At 45.3% G+C, this 14,993-nt stretch carries 13 protein-coding genes, 1 tRNA gene and 1 pseudogene; 9 read left to right on the forward strand and 6 right to left on the reverse strand.

The features are described 5' to 3' along the window. Window positions 1–4 precede the first annotated feature (4 nt). Window positions 5–77 (forward strand) — tRNA-His (locus GLO7428_RS10145). A gap of 579 nt (window positions 78–656) precedes the next feature. Here GLO7428_RS10145 and GLO7428_RS10150 read toward each other — a convergent pair. After that, window positions 657–1,229: a TIGR04376 family protein gene (locus GLO7428_RS10150; protein WP_196797577.1), complete on the reverse strand. Its 573-nt coding sequence runs from the start codon at window positions 1,227–1,229 to the stop codon at window positions 657–659. Window positions 1,230–1,358: 129 nt separating this feature from the next. Continuing rightward, entirely contained in the window at window positions 1,359–3,287 is a 1,929-nt protein-coding gene (mnmG, locus tag GLO7428_RS10155) for a tRNA uridine-5-carboxymethylaminomethyl(34) synthesis enzyme MnmG (RefSeq protein WP_015188473.1), read from the reverse strand. Window positions 3,288–3,549: 262 nt separating this feature from the next. Here mnmG and GLO7428_RS10160 point away from each other — a divergent pair, with 262 nt between their 5' ends. The 7 genes from GLO7428_RS10160 to metK all read left to right on the forward strand — a co-directional run bounded on the left by GLO7428_RS10160 (window position 3,550) and on the right by metK (window position 10,095). Continuing rightward, window positions 3,550–3,885: a hypothetical protein gene (locus tag GLO7428_RS10160; RefSeq protein ID WP_015188474.1), complete on the forward strand. Its 336-nt coding sequence runs from the start codon at window positions 3,550–3,552 to the stop codon at window positions 3,883–3,885. 203 nt (window positions 3,886–4,088) lie between these two features. Then, a complete protein-coding gene (psbB, locus tag GLO7428_RS10165) occupies window positions 4,089–5,645 on the forward strand; it encodes a photosystem II chlorophyll-binding protein CP47 (protein ID WP_015188475.1) in 1,557 nt (518 codons plus the stop codon). A gap of 135 nt (window positions 5,646–5,780) precedes the next feature. Next, window positions 5,781–5,879, forward strand: a complete 99-nt coding sequence (locus GLO7428_RS26570; protein ID WP_015188476.1) for a photosystem II reaction center protein T — start codon at window positions 5,781–5,783, stop codon at window positions 5,877–5,879. Between the two features lie 224 nt (window positions 5,880–6,103). Further along, window positions 6,104–6,619, forward strand: a complete 516-nt coding sequence (gene nrdR, locus GLO7428_RS10170) for a transcriptional regulator NrdR (RefSeq protein WP_015188477.1) — start codon at window positions 6,104–6,106, stop codon at window positions 6,617–6,619. A gap of 165 nt (window positions 6,620–6,784) precedes the next feature. Continuing rightward, window positions 6,785–7,777 (forward strand): 30S ribosomal protein S1, encoded by a 993-nt coding sequence (locus GLO7428_RS10175; protein WP_015188478.1) that lies wholly within the window; start codon window positions 6,785–6,787, stop codon window positions 7,775–7,777. Between the two features lie 191 nt (window positions 7,778–7,968). Next, window positions 7,969–8,709, forward strand: coding sequence for an HAD family hydrolase (locus GLO7428_RS10180; RefSeq protein ID WP_015188479.1), 741 nt, complete (start codon window positions 7,969–7,971; stop codon window positions 8,707–8,709). 126 nt (window positions 8,710–8,835) lie between these two features. Further along, window positions 8,836–10,095 (forward strand): methionine adenosyltransferase, encoded by a 1,260-nt coding sequence (gene metK, locus GLO7428_RS10185; RefSeq protein ID WP_041919058.1) that lies wholly within the window; start codon window positions 8,836–8,838, stop codon window positions 10,093–10,095. A 94-nt stretch (window positions 10,096–10,189) separates the two neighbouring features. Here the strand turns inward: metK and GLO7428_RS10190 are convergent, their stop codons facing one another. From GLO7428_RS10190 to GLO7428_RS29705, 3 genes and pseudogenes are all read right to left on the reverse strand, one after another. Further along, a complete protein-coding gene (locus GLO7428_RS10190; RefSeq protein ID WP_015188481.1) occupies window positions 10,190–10,699 on the reverse strand; it encodes an MAPEG family protein in 510 nt (169 codons plus the stop codon). 40 nt (window positions 10,700–10,739) lie between these two features. Further along, complete coding sequence (locus GLO7428_RS10195) at window positions 10,740–12,245, reverse strand: NAD(P)/FAD-dependent oxidoreductase (protein WP_015188482.1); 1,506 nt, start codon at window positions 12,243–12,245, stop codon at window positions 10,740–10,742. 152 nt (window positions 12,246–12,397) lie between these two features. Then, a pseudogene (locus tag GLO7428_RS29705) lies at window positions 12,398–12,955 on the reverse strand (DUF6653 family protein). 151 nt (window positions 12,956–13,106) lie between these two features. Here GLO7428_RS29705 and GLO7428_RS10205 point away from each other — a divergent pair. Further along, entirely contained in the window at window positions 13,107–14,096 is a 990-nt protein-coding gene (locus tag GLO7428_RS10205; protein WP_015188483.1) for an AraC family transcriptional regulator, read from the forward strand. Between the two features lie 2 nt (window positions 14,097–14,098). Here GLO7428_RS10205 and GLO7428_RS10210 read toward each other — a convergent pair whose 3' ends face one another. Further along, window positions 14,099–14,977: an Rpn family recombination-promoting nuclease/putative transposase gene (locus GLO7428_RS10210; RefSeq protein WP_015188484.1), complete on the reverse strand. Its 879-nt coding sequence runs from the start codon at window positions 14,975–14,977 to the stop codon at window positions 14,099–14,101. Between the last annotated feature and the right edge of the window lie 16 nt (window positions 14,978–14,993).

Here is a 14,993-nt window from a genome sequence, read left to right on the forward strand (position 1 = left end):
GATGGCGAGCGTAGCCAAGTGGTTAAGGCAGAGGATTGTGGTTCCTCCATTCGTGGGTTCGAGTCCCATCGTTCGCCCTGTTAAATACACAAGCTAAAGCCTTTGTTTCTCAGGATATATAGCCCTAGTCAATAGATGTTAGGACATTATAGAGGCTCGTAGTGTTTCCCTGAGGGGAGTTTAACGCTGACCCCTGCTATATTAATGTTCCTGAAAATTTATGAGCGCACTCAGACTTGACAAAAATAGTAATTGGTAATGAGCAACGGATAATAGCAGCCAGTTATTACTAACTTGAATACGCGAAAGTTTTATAGCAGTCTTGTATTTGTGAGTCAAAGAAATTAGAAAGAATTGCGATCGCTATGCTAAGTCTCAAACGCATCCAGCAACGCATAATAAAAGTTGATTGAGTCTTAAGCCTGATTAATCACCTACAAAGTAGCTTGCAGTTTGACACGACAAATTGTAGCACTTGAAAAGATGCTTAGGACATAATAGAAAATCAATTCATAGCTTGTAAAGTTTGCGCTGATCTTACGGAAACATTAGCTGGCTTTTAACCCTGAACCGTAAGTCTGGGCTTGCGCGCCCTCTGACCTCTGACCCCTGACCTCCCAACTCACCGATAATTTATTTTCTTGACGGAAAATCTACTATCTTCCCATATTCCGCTTTAACTGGTCTAGCTCCTCTTGAGTTTCCCATCGTTGAAACGTTGCTTCGAGATCGTCTGCACCCTGCGATCGCGCCCGACGATTCCAACCCTCTGTTTCCCAAAGTTGCTGCGTTTGATAGTTAGCACGGTTCGTTTGTGCTTCTGTGGCTTTACTTTGAACTTCTTGGCGTCGTTGTTGAATTTGGCGTAGTAATTCTTTTGCTTGGGTGATGCGTTCTTTTAAGCCCTGCATATGACCCCAACGCTGATTACCTTCGCGTAACAGTGCGGCTTCGCGCTCTTGTGCTGGTTGCGCAAGATCGAGTCGATTTGCAGCTTTTGCTTTTTCTACACGAACGTGCCAACGCTGGATTTCTTGCGCAGTCGCTAGAATTTCATCCTGTGCGCGTTTCTCTTGTAATTGCAAATCCGCAATTAACTTTAAAGTATCTTCTTCTTGTTCGCGTAATTGTTCTAAAAGCGCTTCAAACTCCAAATGCGGATTGTTACGCAAAAATTCTTCTAAGCGGTTTTCTAAAAAGCGGTTGAAATCGTCAAATAAGCCCACTATAAGAACTCCATTGATGAGGGGTCAGGGGTCAGGGGTCAGAGGTCGGGGGAGAATTACATATAACTTCTTCACTCATTACTAGCTACTATATACACTCGCTCCTTGCTCCTCGTTCCTTACCCTTCTTCCCTACGATACTAAAACTGAAGGTTGGGCGATCGCTCGACCACGAGAACGTACCTCTAGATAGACAAGCAACGCATTCACATCCGCAGGGTTGACGCCACCAATGCGCGCTGCTTGACCAATTGTCAGCGGTTTAACTTTGGCAAGTTTCTCGCGTGCTTCTTTTGATAGCGTTTCGATCGCAGCATAATCTAGATCGGGTGGTAATGCGCGGTGTGCTTGTCGCGAGATTTGGTCAATCTGGTTTTGCTGGCGTTGCAGATAACCGGAATACTTAATCTCAATTTCAGCACCTTCTTTTTCCACAACATCAAGATCCGAGTTACCCAAACCATGATGTTCTAGATCTTTGTAATGAAAGCCAGGACGCCGCAGTAAGTCAGCAAGCGTAATCGAGCCTTTAATTGCTTGCTGTGTAGAGTTGGCGATCGCTTGTCCTACAGGTTCGTGTTCTTTCACGCGTGTGGTGTAGAGTCGTTCTTTTTCCGCTGCAATGTTTGCTTGTTTGCGGGTAAACAGTTCCCACCTGCGGTCATCAATCAACCCAATCGCGCGCCCCAATGGTGTTAACCGCTGATCGGCATTATCGGAGCGCAGTAACAACCGATACTCAGAACGGCTAGTCAGCATTCGATAAGGTTCGCGGAGGTCTTTGGTACACAAATCGTCTACTAACGTCCCGATATAACTTTGTTCGCGGGGAAAGACAATCATTTCTTGATGCCGTACATAACGCGCCGCATTGATCCCAGCGACAATTCCCTGCGCGGCGGCTTCTTCATAACCTGTTGTACCGTTAATTTGTCCAGCACAGAATAAACCCGCGATTTTCTTTGTCATCAACGTTGGGTAACATTGCGTTGCGGGTAGATAGTCGTATTCCACCGCATACGCTGGACGCAGCATTACGCAGTTTTCCAGCCCTGGGAGCGTGCGGAGCATTTGGAGTTGCAGCGCTTCGGGTAAACCTGTGGAAAATCCTTGAATATAAAGTTCAGGAATATCGCGCCCTTCGGGTTCAATAAATATCTGATGGCTTTCTTTATCAGCAAAGCGGACAATTTTATCTTCAATACTGGGACAGTAGCGCGGTCCTTTAGCATCGATCCAGCCGCCGTAGACTGGAGATAAATGAAGATTATCGCGAATCAACTGATGTGTTGCAGCGGTCGTGCGCGTTAGATAACAAGGCATTTGCTCGCGTTCTACCCACACATTCGGGTCAAAGCTGAACCAACGTACCTCCAAGTCGCCTGGTTGGGGTTCTAATTGGGTGTAATCAAGCGATCGCTTGTCAACTCGTGCTGGCGTTCCTGTTTTTAATCGTCCAGTTTCAAACCCTAGCTGATTGAGTGTTTCTGTCAATCCTTCGGCGGCAAATTCTCCCGCGCGTCCGGCGGGCATTGATTTATTACCAACCCAAATGCGACCACCGAGAAATGTCCCCGTCGTTAAAATCACTGTAGGAGATTTGAATCCGACACCGAAGTAAGTTTCGACACCAATAACTTCATCGTTTGCGCCCAATACCAAATCTGTGACCATCGCTTCGCGAATTGTCAAGTTTTCTTGGTTCTCGACAATTCCTTTCATAACGGCTGCGTATTCCCGCTTATCCGTTTGCGCGCGTAATGCCCACACCGCAGGACCTCTCGACGAGTTAAGTATCCGCTTTTGCAGGTAGGTACGGTCTGCCATTTTGCCGATTTCCCCACCCAAGGCATCAACTTCGTGCGTCAACTGCGATTTTGCTGGACCTCCGACCGCAGGATTACACGGTTGCCAAGCAATTTTATCCAAGTTGAGCGTCAGGAGTAGCGTCCGACAGCCCAAGCGTGCGGTAGCAAGAGCAGCTTCACAACCAGCATGACCTGCTCCGACAACGATGACATCAAACGCGTCGATAAATTCTACATTGGTGGGCGATCGCATAAGCTATGGCTTCAAGCAGCAGCAACGACTCAGTATTTTAATTCTAATTGTTATACCAAAGAAGGGGTCGGAGGTCAGAGGTCAGAGGTCGGGGGTTTAGCAAGATGAATACAAGTTGTTGCGATGATTCTCATTTTGCAACAATTACAGATTACAGAAGCTCGTGATACTATTTCACAAAAAGCATGATTGAAAGGACGACTCTCTAATTCTTTTTCTGTGCCCTTGCTCTTTATTCGGATCAGCCTTACGGAAATACGGTATGAAATACTTCTTTCTCACTGATGGCTGGATGGTGTGCCGAGTCTGGGCATCGGATGGGTTGTGGAACGAAACTGCGTGGCGACGTCAACCAGATATTAACCGCTTAAATATTTGTCTTGTAGAAGCTAACGAAAAGTTGTGGTTGTACGCTGTAGAAGACATCGTGTTGACCGTAGAGGTCAAACCAATCGTCAGTCTTCAAAATAACTCCACAGCCCAAGGAATCGGTCAAGTTGTCCTCAAACGCTTAATAAGTGCCGAACAAGTGATTGAGCGCTTAGGTGCAGCCGAAGCGATGTGTCAATTGACAAATATTCAATCAGTTGTGCAATAACCCGACGGGATCGCTCTTGCAATCGGCACAGGACATAGTTACACTTTTTTAATAATTCTCATTTTTGTTTGTCCTTCCATTGCTTAGCCGTGAAGACAATTTGTTACTCCAACACAGTTGTGTTTCTTGGCAAGCACCTGGTAATAACAAAAAGTTGAAAAATTGCGTTGTAGACATAATTCACCCTTGGAGGATCGTAGTCAATGGGACTACCCTGGTACCGAGTACATACAGTCGTCTTGAATGATCCAGGGCGACTGATTTCTGTACACCTAATGCATACTGCGCTTGTTGCAGGTTGGGCTGGTTCTATGGCCCTGTATGAATTAGCAATTTTTGACTCCAGCGATCCGGTTCTCAACCCCATGTGGCGGCAAGGAATGTACGTACTGCCCTTCATGGCGCGCTTAGGCGTTACTGGTTCCTGGGGGGGCTGGAACGTTACAGGAAGTGCTGTAACTGACCCAGGTATTTGGTCATTTGAAGGCGTTGCTGCTGCTCATATTGTCCTTTCTGGGCTGTTATTCTTAGCTGCTGTTTGGCACTGGGTTTATTGGGATTTAGAACTTTTCAGAGATCCCCGTACTGGCGAACCCGCGCTTGATTTGCCAAAAATGTTTGGCATCCACTTGTTTTTATCTGGTCTATTGTGCTTCGGTTTTGGTGCGTTCCACCTTACCGGATTATTTGGTCCAGGAATGTGGGTGTCTGACCCTTACGGTTTAACAGGTAGCGTTCAACCTGTCGCACCAGAGTGGGGACCTGCTGGATTTAACCCCTTTAACCCTGGAGGCGTTGTCGCCCACCATATCGCGGCGGGTGTTGTTGGTATTATTGCTGGTTTATTCCACCTTTCCGTGCGACCACCCGAACGGCTGTACAAAGCTCTACGGATGGGTAACATTGAAACGGTACTTTCTAGCAGTATTGCGGCAGTCTTTTTTGCTGCGTTTGTTGTTGCTGGCACCATGTGGTACGGCAGCGCGACCACGCCAATCGAATTGTTTGGTCCTACCCGTTATCAATGGGATGATGGTTATTTCAAACAAGAAATTCAGCGCCGCGTCCAAGCAAGTGTAGCCGAAGGAGCGTCTTTATCTGAAGCTTGGTCGGAAATTCCTGAAAAGCTTGCATTCTACGACTACATCGGTAACAACCCTGCTAAAGGTGGTTTGTTCCGTGTAGGTCCAATGAATAAAACTAACGGCGTTGCTTTGGCTTGGTTGGGTCATCCGGTGTTTCAAGATGCTGAAGGACGCGAATTGTTTGTGCGTCGGATGCCTGCGTTCTTTGAAACATTTCCAGTAATCTTGACCGATGCCGATGGTGTTGTCCGCGCGGATATTCCTTTCCGTCGGGCAGAATCTAAGTACAGCTTTGAGCAAGCAGGTGTCACTGTTAGCTTCTACGGCGGTGAGTTAGGCGGACAAACCTTCACCGATCCAACTGATGTGAAGAAGTATGCACGTCAAGCTCAATTAGGCGAACCCTTCTTATTTGATGGCGACCAAAGCACGCGATTTGGCGATTTGGCGATCGCGAAGCCGGACGGTGTATTCCGTACCTCTCCTCGCGGTTGGTTTACTTTCGCACACGCTACGTTTGCGTTGTTATTCTTCTTTGGTCATCTCTGGCATGGTTCTCGGACAATCTTCCGCGACGTATTTGCTGGAATTGAAGCCGATCTAGAAGAACAAGTCGAGTTTGGTCTGTTCCAGAAATTGGGCGACAAGACAACCAGAAAGAAAGAAGCCGTTTAGTGCTTTTTGATAATTTGTAAAGAACGGTAACAAATTGCTGCGGCAACTATAGCCTTAGTAGTTTTTTAAACCGTTCTTTTCTTTTGCTTGGTAAACTATCAATATTAGCTCAGCTTGTAATTAGAACATTGTCTTATGGAAAGCGTTGCTTACATCTTAATTCTTGCTTTGGCAATCGGAACTCTATTCTTTGCGATCGCCTTTCGCGAACCTCCCCGTATCCAAAAGAAATAGCAATTCAAGCTAGTTTTAGCAAGAAATGCGATTAGACAACCGCTGCTACCGATTGTGGTAGTGGCGGATTGTTTGCATTTTTACCTGCTTTAAGGTAAATAGAGTTTTATAGCAAGGTTAATAGAGTTAGAACATTATGTTGAGGCTAACTTTTAGTTCTGACCTCTAACCTTCGACCTCTGACCTCTGCTGTTGAAAGTAAATCCTTTAAAGATGCGTTTTTTATGCGCTGTCCTTTCTGCCAACATCCTAATCATCGGGTGTTGGAATCACGAGTAACAGAAGCAGGACAAAGTATCCGCAGGCGACGTGATTGCCTCAATTGTCAACGTCGCTTTACGACCTATGAGCGTATTGAGTTTTTACCCATTACCGTTTTAAAACAAAACGGCGATCGCGAGTGTTTTGACCGCTCAAAACTACTTCGAGGCATTGTCCAAGCTTGTCATAAAACAGGTATTTCTACAGTACGGCTCGAAGCATTAGTAGACGAAATTGAATCGGAACTTCAACAACGCACCTCGCGCGAAGTCACAAGTTTGGAAATTGGCGAATTAGTTTTGCACCACCTCAAATCACTTAGCGAGGTAGCTTATGTACGTTTTGCTTCTGTATACCGCCAATTTCAAAGCATCCGTGATTTTGTAGATACTTTAGAAGATCTGGCACAGCGCAGCAGCCCCGCAGCAACCGACATCGCCGCCGAAACCATTAATGATTATGAATTTACTCATTCATGATAATCAGGTATAATGGAGGGTCTGAATACTTGTGCGTATAGATTTGGCTTTCCTACGCTAGGATTAATTAAAGATGTAGGTGTAAAGCGCTGTTAAGAAGTAGCGAACATATACATCGATAGGAGGCAAAAACTTACGGAGACTAAATACCAGGAACACATTAGCATGGTCAATCAGAAACAAACTGTCGCAGAAATTGGTTTTACTCACGAAGATTTCGCTGCTCTACTCGATAAATACGATTATCACTTTAGTCCTGGAGATACGGTAGCTGGGACAGTATTCAGTATCGAGCCTAGAGGCGCTCTGATTGACATTGGTGCGAAAACAGCGGCGTACATCCCCATTCAGGAGATGTCCATTAACCGCGTGGATTCCCCAGAAGAAGTTTTACAATCGAACGAAACACGGGAATTCTTCATTCTTACCGATGAAAATGAAGATGGTCAGCTAACGCTGTCGATTCGCCGAATCGAGTATATGCGGGCGTGGGAACGAGTACGCCAATTGCAAACCGAAGATGCTACGGTGCGCTCTAATGTCTTTGCGACCAATCGTGGTGGCGCATTAGTCCGCATTGAAGGTCTGCGGGGCTTCATTCCAGGATCGCATATCAGTACTCGTAAACCCAAGGAAGACTTAGTCGGCGAAGAACTACCGCTAAAATTTTTAGAAGTAGATGAAGACCGCAACCGCTTGGTTCTCTCGCACCGCCGAGCCTTAGTTGAGCGCAAGATGAACCGTCTAGAAGTCGGTGAGGTTGTGATTGGTACTGTACGCGGAATTAAGCCTTACGGTGCCTTTATTGATATTGGTGGCGTCAGCGGTTTGCTGCACATCTCCGAAATCTCACACGACCACATCGACACACCGCACAGCGTATTTAACGTCAATGACGAAGTGAAAGTGATGATCATTGATTTAGACGCGGAACGCGGTCGGATCTCGTTGTCTACGAAGCAGCTAGAACCCGAACCAGGCGATATGATTAAAAATCGCGACCTGGTGTACGATAAAGCCGAAGAAATGGCTGCTAAGTATCGAGAGCAGATGCTTGCTAAACAGCAAGGAATCACTCTAGAAGAAACGGAAGCAGTCGAGGAAGAAATTCCTGCTGCTACTGAAGAAGAAATTCCTACTGCTATTGACGAGGAGTAAGTCTATTTCTGCGGAGAAAGTAGCACAATTCATGTTTATAACAAGAGGGTTTATCCCTCTTTTTTTATTTCTCAAGTCGGTGGGTTAGACACAATCAAATGTGCAGGCACACTTCGTGCAATGAGCCGCAAATTGCGTTTTAGACGAGTTTTAATCAGAATAACAGCAGCATTATCAGCGAGGTATCTTATTTGGTTACAATTCAGTGTAAACATATAACTTTTCAAAACATCCAAGCAATCATATTTGATAAAGACGGCACGCTAGAAGATTCTGAAGAATATTTGCGTTCCTTAGGGCAAAAGCGATCGCGCTTAATTGATGCGCAAATTCCAGGAATCGGAGAACCGTTATTAATGGCGTTTGGAATTCAGGGCGATCGCCTCGATCCGACAGGATTACTGGCAGTTGGTAGTCGTTATGAAACCGAAATTGCCGCAGCAGCTTATATTGCTGAAACAGGGCGGGGGTGGTTAGAGTCACGCGCGATCGCGCACAATGCGTTTATGGAAGCCGATCAAGTGATTGGGACAACACCTTCACCCTTATTTGTCGGTTCATTAGAAGTCTTACAGGATCTATCGCAAGCAGGTTTAAAACTAGGAATTCTTTCAGCAGCTTCTACACAGCGCGTAAAAGCCTTTGTCGAACGTCATCAGTTGCAAGACTACGTACAATTGCAAATGGGAGTTGAGGAATTTGGACCTAGTAAACCCGATCCGGCGTTGTTTATTCAAGCTTGCCAAAAGCTAGAAGTCGCACCCCAAAATACCTTAATGGTAGGAGATTCGGTAGGTGATATCGAAATGGCGCGTAACGCTGGTGCAGCAGGGTGTATTGGTATTTCCTGGAGAAGTACGGCTGCACATTTACATTCAGCCGATGTGGCGATCGCGCAACTCAATGAAATTCAGATTTGCCAATCCGACTAAATTTTCCCCGACTTTTGCGATCATACCTTATTCTTAACTTATCCGTATATTGGAAATGTTGCTATGATGGCAGACTAACATCATACAACCATCAACACTTATACATCATGAGTTAAGGAGATGCCCTTGTCTCGTCGTTATTTTTTCACTTCTGAATCAGTTACAGAAGGACATCCAGACAAAATCTGCGATCAAATTTCTGACACCATTTTAGATACGCTACTAGCACAAGATCCTGCTAGCCGCGTTGCCGCAGAAGTTGTTGTCAATACTGGGTTAGTCCTGATTACCGGAGAAATCAGCACCAAAGCCCAAGTCAACTACGTTGATATTGCGCGCAAGAAAATTGCTGATATTGGCTATACCGATGCGAATAATGGCTTTTCCGACAATAGTTGTGCGGTTTTAGTTGCTTTAGACGAACAATCGCCCGATATTGCCCAAGGTGTGAATACAGCGCACGAAAGTCGCGAACAAGATAGCGAAGAACAATTCGATGCGATCGGTGCTGGCGACCAAGGTATCATGTTTGGCTTTGCTTGCAATGAAACACCAGAATTGATGCCATTACCAATCAGTTTGGCACACCGAATTTCCCGCCGCTTAGCTGCTGTACGCAAAACAGGAGATTTACCTTACCTTCGCCCTGATGGTAAGACACAAGTCACTGTGGCTTACGAAGATGGACGTCCGGTTGGAATTGACACAATCCTCATTTCTACGCAGCATACAGCGACAATTGGCGATCTCACTGACACCGATGCTGTACAAGCCAAAATCAAAGCTGATTTGTGGACAGCGGTAGTTGAACCTGTGTTTGCCGATATTGCGATTAAACCAGATGACAGTACGCGCTTTTTAGTAAATCCGACTGGTAAGTTTGTGATCGGTGGTCCGCAAGGCGACTCAGGACTTACTGGACGCAAAATTATCGTGGATACCTACGGGGGTTATTCGCGACATGGTGGCGGGGCTTTTTCAGGCAAAGATCCCACAAAAGTAGACCGCAGTGCGGCTTATGCGTGTCGTTATGTCGCTAAAAATATTGTTGCTGCTGGGTTGGCAGAAAAGTGTGAAGTACAACTAAGTTATGCGATCGGTGTCGCGCGACCTGTCAGTATCATGGTAGAAACCTTTGGTACGGGCAAAGTTGAAGAAGACCGCTTGCTAGAGTTAGTCAAACAGCACTTTGAACTTCGTCCTGCGGGCATTATCCATGCTTTCAATTTACAGAAGCTGCCATCTGAACGAGGCGGACGTTTTTATCAGGACGTCGCGGCTTACGGTCATTTTGGTCGCACCGATTTAGATTTGCCGTGGGAACGTACCGATAAAGCCGATGCGTTGAAAGCAGCTTCTCAGCCACTTTCAGCAACTGTTGGATAAATACGAGTGATGAGTGGCTGGTGTGTAGTAACTAGAACAAAGCCAGCCACTTATCGCTGTGCGGAGTTATGAATGATGACTTGCTAACTTGCAGTTACGACAAAATTCCAACTACGCCATGATAAACACAAACACCAGCACCAACTAAATACACGAACCAAGTCAGAAAAAATCCAACAGCACGACCTGGGGACGGTCCATACGTTGTGATTAATCCCCAAGCATGGGCAATTCGTCCTACAATCAATCCACTTCCAAGCAGCCATACTAACACAGTCGGCAATTTCATTAACTCCAACGCCACAAGAAACAGCAGTCCCAGCGGGACATACTCGATAAAATTGCCAAAAGCACGAACTTTTCGCTGCAATACTCCATCGTCACTCGTTTTGGTTGCAACTGACTTTTGCGTGTAGTTTTCGACAAAAGCTGCCCATTTACTAGGCTTATCGAGGTAATTATGCTGAGTTACCACCTCTTCTTTCGATCCTCCATGCCAAACTCTGGTACTAATTCGCTCCATCACCACAATGTAAGACAGCGCGAAAGCGATGAAACCACTAAGTCCGATAAAAAGCGTTGAAATGGGAATAGGATTAGTCATTGACACTTGCTTTGTAACTTCTGCCCTTGATTGTGCCAGCTTAATAATTAGAAAGTATCTCGGCTACTTGTTGCGGTGTTACTAAAGTATTGGCACACAAAATGCCTGAAGCTGCAACCGCAGGAACGCCAATTCCTGGCATTGTGCTATCGCCAACGCGGTATAATCCTGGTATTGGTGTGGTGGTTCCAGGAAACATCCCTTGACCTGCGGCGATCGCTGGTCCATATGTACCTTGATACCGTCGTAAATAATAGGCATGAGTTAATGGTGTACCAATAAGTTCTATAACAACTCGTTGCCTAATATCAGGAATTATGCATTCTAAAGCTTTGTATAAAGATTGCGATTGCGCTTTTTTCTTCTCTTCATACCGATCATCGCGCTGCCAATTGCTGTAAGGTTCTAATGTGTAAGCGTGAACGACATGATGATCTGGTGGCGCAAGCGTTGCATCCCATACCGAGGGAATCGAAATCATGCAAGTATTACCTGGTAGAGTGATATCCTGTTGTGAATCGTGAACGACAACATGATGACCTGTTAATTGCTCTAAACCTTCAGCTTTGATACCGAGATGAAGATGCATAAAGCTATCTACCGCCGGTGTTTTTAACGCAGCTTGGCGATAGGAACTCGGTAAATCTTGCGGTTGTAATAAATTATTGTAAGTATCCCAAATTGAAGCATTGGAAATAACTACAGGTGCTTTAAGGACTTCACCGTTACGTAAGCGCACCCCAGCAACTTTACCAGACTCCACCACAATTTGCTCGACATGAGTCCCCAAGCGTAACTGACCACCCCAACGTTGTAACCCGCGTATTAAAGCATCAACGATCGCGCCACTACCACCAATGGGATAATCTACTCCAATGTGCGATCGCTCTCCTAACATAAACGCAACTTCTGGAGCGATCGTGCCATGCGCTTTTAAACCAGAAAGTAAAAAGCATTCCAAGTCAATCAGCCTTCGTACCCAAGGATCTTGCACTTCCCGATCCATCACTTGCCCTACGGAACTTTGAATTGTTCCTAGATGAGGTAGCATTTTGAGTAACGAGGGCAAGTATTTTAATAAAGTCGGAATAAGTTGCCAATCTGCTCTTAAAGCGAGTGTGGGAATACCTTGTAAAGCTTCGTATAGCGGTAGCAAGCGTTGCGTAAATTGCTGTAGTTCCCTTGCACCTTGGGGAGTAATTTGGGCGACTGTCTCAAGATACTGGTCAATTGCGCTATAAACTGCAAAAGTCCCTTCAGGAAAGTGGTAGTGTCCTAGTGGGTCATACGGGATAGACTGTATTGATTCTCCTAACACGTCTAGAACTTGTCTTAAGGGATTGTAACTGTTTGGGTTACTTAAACCACAGTAAAACGAAGGACCTGAATCAAAGGTAAATCCGCGACGTGAGAAACTGTGTGCTGCACCGCCAGGGATGTTGTGACTTTCGCAGACAATAACTCGTTTGCCATAACGCGATAATAAAGCCGCAGCGGTTAATCCGCCAATTCCGCTACCAATGACGATGACATCGCTATCTTGCATGGAGATACTTAAATAATAACTTGAGCGTGGCGACTGAAGTCGCAGCTTCATGAACGTAGACGCGTAGCGGCTTCCCGCAGGGTAGTCCACCTTCGTGGACTCATGCAAAGGATTTCTAGCTGCGGTTTCAACCAAATCAGCTTTTTCTGTAATCAATACAACCAGCTACGATATTCTGCATTGGTGTTTTTCATGTCTTCGTACAGCCAAACCATACGGTCTATAAACCACAGTTTGCCAAGATAAACAACGACGTTTCCTAGCAGTGTAGACCAAATATTGAAAGTAACTAAACCATAAATAATGAATAGCACACCCGTAGTAGAAACAATACTGAGAATACTAGGTATGCGGCGATGATGCTCTGGTACAGGAATTTTATCTCGGTTTAACCAAACGCGCTCGCCAAGTACAGCTTTTGCAGCCTAGTTATTCTCTTGAAAACTTTCCTCAACGCGGGGAACCCGCGCACGGAAGTTTCCGCTTGTTGAAGCGGGTGGCGGGAAAATTCGTGGATTTATCCACATCCAGACAACTACTATGCTAATCGGAACGAGCGATCGCCAACCCAACCAAGCACGGCTCCAAATTGCCAGGATGAGTAGCGGTAAAACTGTAAACCGCGTCCAAACACTCCAAGGATTAGCATGACGTGCCCAAGTATCATCACTCATGCTAAAGGCGGCTGCGATTTTGCTTTCTAGAGTCATCGATCGACCCTTGTATCATCCTCTCGATCCTAACTAATGTCGGGAGTAAGTAGCGATCGCATTCCACACCAACATCAAATGATGATCTGTGCAATAATACTGCAAACTATTCTTATTTAGCAGCAATTATATTAAAGATTATCCTGACGCTATGACTGTTACCATCTCAGAAAAAACTTTTGGAGAACTTTGGCAAGAAGCCAATCCCACACTACAACACGCTGACGCATCAGATCCTTTTGATGTCATTCGGAAGTATCCATCTAAGTTAGGACAAGGTTTTCGACGCAACATTGAGTATCAAGAAGGAATCGAGATTAGAATTGATGACTATCAACTGCACGATAATGTCATTGAGAAGGTTGATGTACACGAACATCCTATCCAGTGCGGATTTCTTCTCTCTGGAAACTACAACAATAATGATGAACAGGTTTGTTCTGGGTTGTATTGGTTTTGCGGAAGTGGATTTGCAACAGGTGGCTTGTGCGAAGAATTGATGCAGCAACGGATGTTAGCTGTTAACGTTCATATTGCGCCAGAGTTATTTCAGTCGTATCTTGCCAAATCAACCGAACAAATTCCTCCAGAGTTAATTCATCTATTTAAGCAACCGCATCAACACTATTTTTATCGCTACGGGAAAGTGACACCACAGATGCAGATAGCGCTACAGCAAATTCTGCAATGTCCGTATGCAGGAATTACCAAACGCTTGTATCTCGAAAGCAAGGTGATGGAATTACTCGCGTTGATGGTGGAACAGGAAATTGAAATTCAACAAGGTGAACGCTGTCGGTTAGTTTTAAAACTCGATGATGTCGATCGAATTCATCAAGCACAAACGATTTTACAACAACGTTTAGACAATCCACCTTCGCTGATTGAGCTAGCGCGTTTAGTTGGGCTGAATGACTATACACTTAAACGCGGATTTCGGCGGGTATTTGGGAAAACGGTGTTTGGTTACTTGCACGATTATCGCATGGAGCAAGCACAGCAATTGTTAGGCACAGGTGATTTCAAGGTGGAAGAAGTAGCGCGAATGGTAGGGTATCGCGATCGCAGTGCATTTACTAAAGCCTTTTGCCGTAAATTTAGTATTAGCCCAAACGACTATCGCCAAGCTAAACGCAGATAAAATTAGTCATTCGATTGCGCGATATTTGGATTGAGCGATCGCGCTTCTAACCAAGCTTGTAAATCAGCTATACTCGTAAAATCCAACAAAGCTTCACTCAAATCTTGCAACACAGGCAGCGGCAAACCTGAAATTGAAGCACGCATTTGGGCAGAGATTTCGCCGAAGCGCTTAGTCAACTGTCGGGAAAGCATTGAAGCGATCGCTTGCCGTCCTTCTTCAAGTCCTTCTTCCTTAATATCTTGGTAAAGCCGTGTTTTCTTGAGCGCTATTCCCAGCATCGATTCTACCTCGGTTCGATTTAGTCGTTCAAACTTGTAGGCGATGATTGTTGTAATCATCTCTATTATCGCTTGCGAAGTCGGTGGCGGGACTTGTTGACGAGTCTTTGCTAACAAATACCTAGCTTGTTCAAGTGCTTGGGTTTTGTTTAATGTTGTCAGTACCATCAATGCTACACCCACTGACAAAGAGCGAATATCGCCGAGTTCATCAAGATACACACGATGTACTTGTCCACCATTAAGCAATGAGCGATGCGGATAAACACTGCTTTGTTCGACATTTCGTGCGGGGTAAATGATTACCGCTTGCCAGTCGTTGAACCGAGGGCGGTTGCGGTAGAAATACAATGCTGATTCGGCAAACACTCGTTCGTAAAGCATTTCATCCTTCTGGAATTGTACTTCACAGAAATATACAACGCCTGCATCATCGTTTTCAGGTGGTAAAAACACGCCATCGATTTCAAATTTGGGTTCTTTGACAGCTACCGAATCAAAGCGATATTCTTCAGCATTTGGAGGGCGATTTGTCAATAGTTCAAATAATAGTGTGGGTGATTGTTGAAACAGTTGATAAAAAATTGAGTCGCGTCGCATCCAGGTGTTGATTTGC

It is taken from the genome of Gloeocapsa sp. PCC 7428 (assembly GCF_000317555.1).
Classification (GTDB): domain Bacteria; phylum Cyanobacteriota; class Cyanobacteriia; order Cyanobacteriales; family Chroococcidiopsidaceae; genus Chroogloeocystis.

Coding starts and splice junctions, on each gene's coding strand:
- mnmG (WP_015188473.1), bottom strand. CDS start 3,287: ATGCGATCGCCCACCAATGTAGAATTTATCGACGCGTTTGATGTCATC.
- GLO7428_RS10160 (WP_015188474.1), top strand. CDS start 3,550: ATGAAATACTTCTTTCTCACTGATGGCTGGATGGTGTGCCGAGTCTGG.
- psbB (WP_015188475.1), top strand. CDS start 4,089: ATGGGACTACCCTGGTACCGAGTACATACAGTCGTCTTGAATGATCCA.
- GLO7428_RS26570 (WP_015188476.1), top strand. CDS start 5,781: ATGGAAAGCGTTGCTTACATCTTAATTCTTGCTTTGGCAATCGGAACT.
- nrdR (WP_015188477.1), top strand. CDS start 6,104: ATGCGCTGTCCTTTCTGCCAACATCCTAATCATCGGGTGTTGGAATCA.
- GLO7428_RS10175 (WP_015188478.1), top strand. CDS start 6,785: ATGGTCAATCAGAAACAAACTGTCGCAGAAATTGGTTTTACTCACGAA.
- GLO7428_RS10190 (WP_015188481.1), bottom strand. CDS start 10,699: ATGACTAATCCTATTCCCATTTCAACGCTTTTTATCGGACTTAGTGGT.
- GLO7428_RS10195 (WP_015188482.1), bottom strand. CDS start 12,245: ATGCAAGATAGCGATGTCATCGTCATTGGTAGCGGAATTGGCGGATTA.
- GLO7428_RS10205 (WP_015188483.1), top strand. CDS start 13,107: ATGACTGTTACCATCTCAGAAAAAACTTTTGGAGAACTTTGGCAAGAA.
- GLO7428_RS10210 (WP_015188484.1), bottom strand. CDS start 14,977: ATGCGACGCGACTCAATTTTTTATCAACTGTTTCAACAATCACCCACA.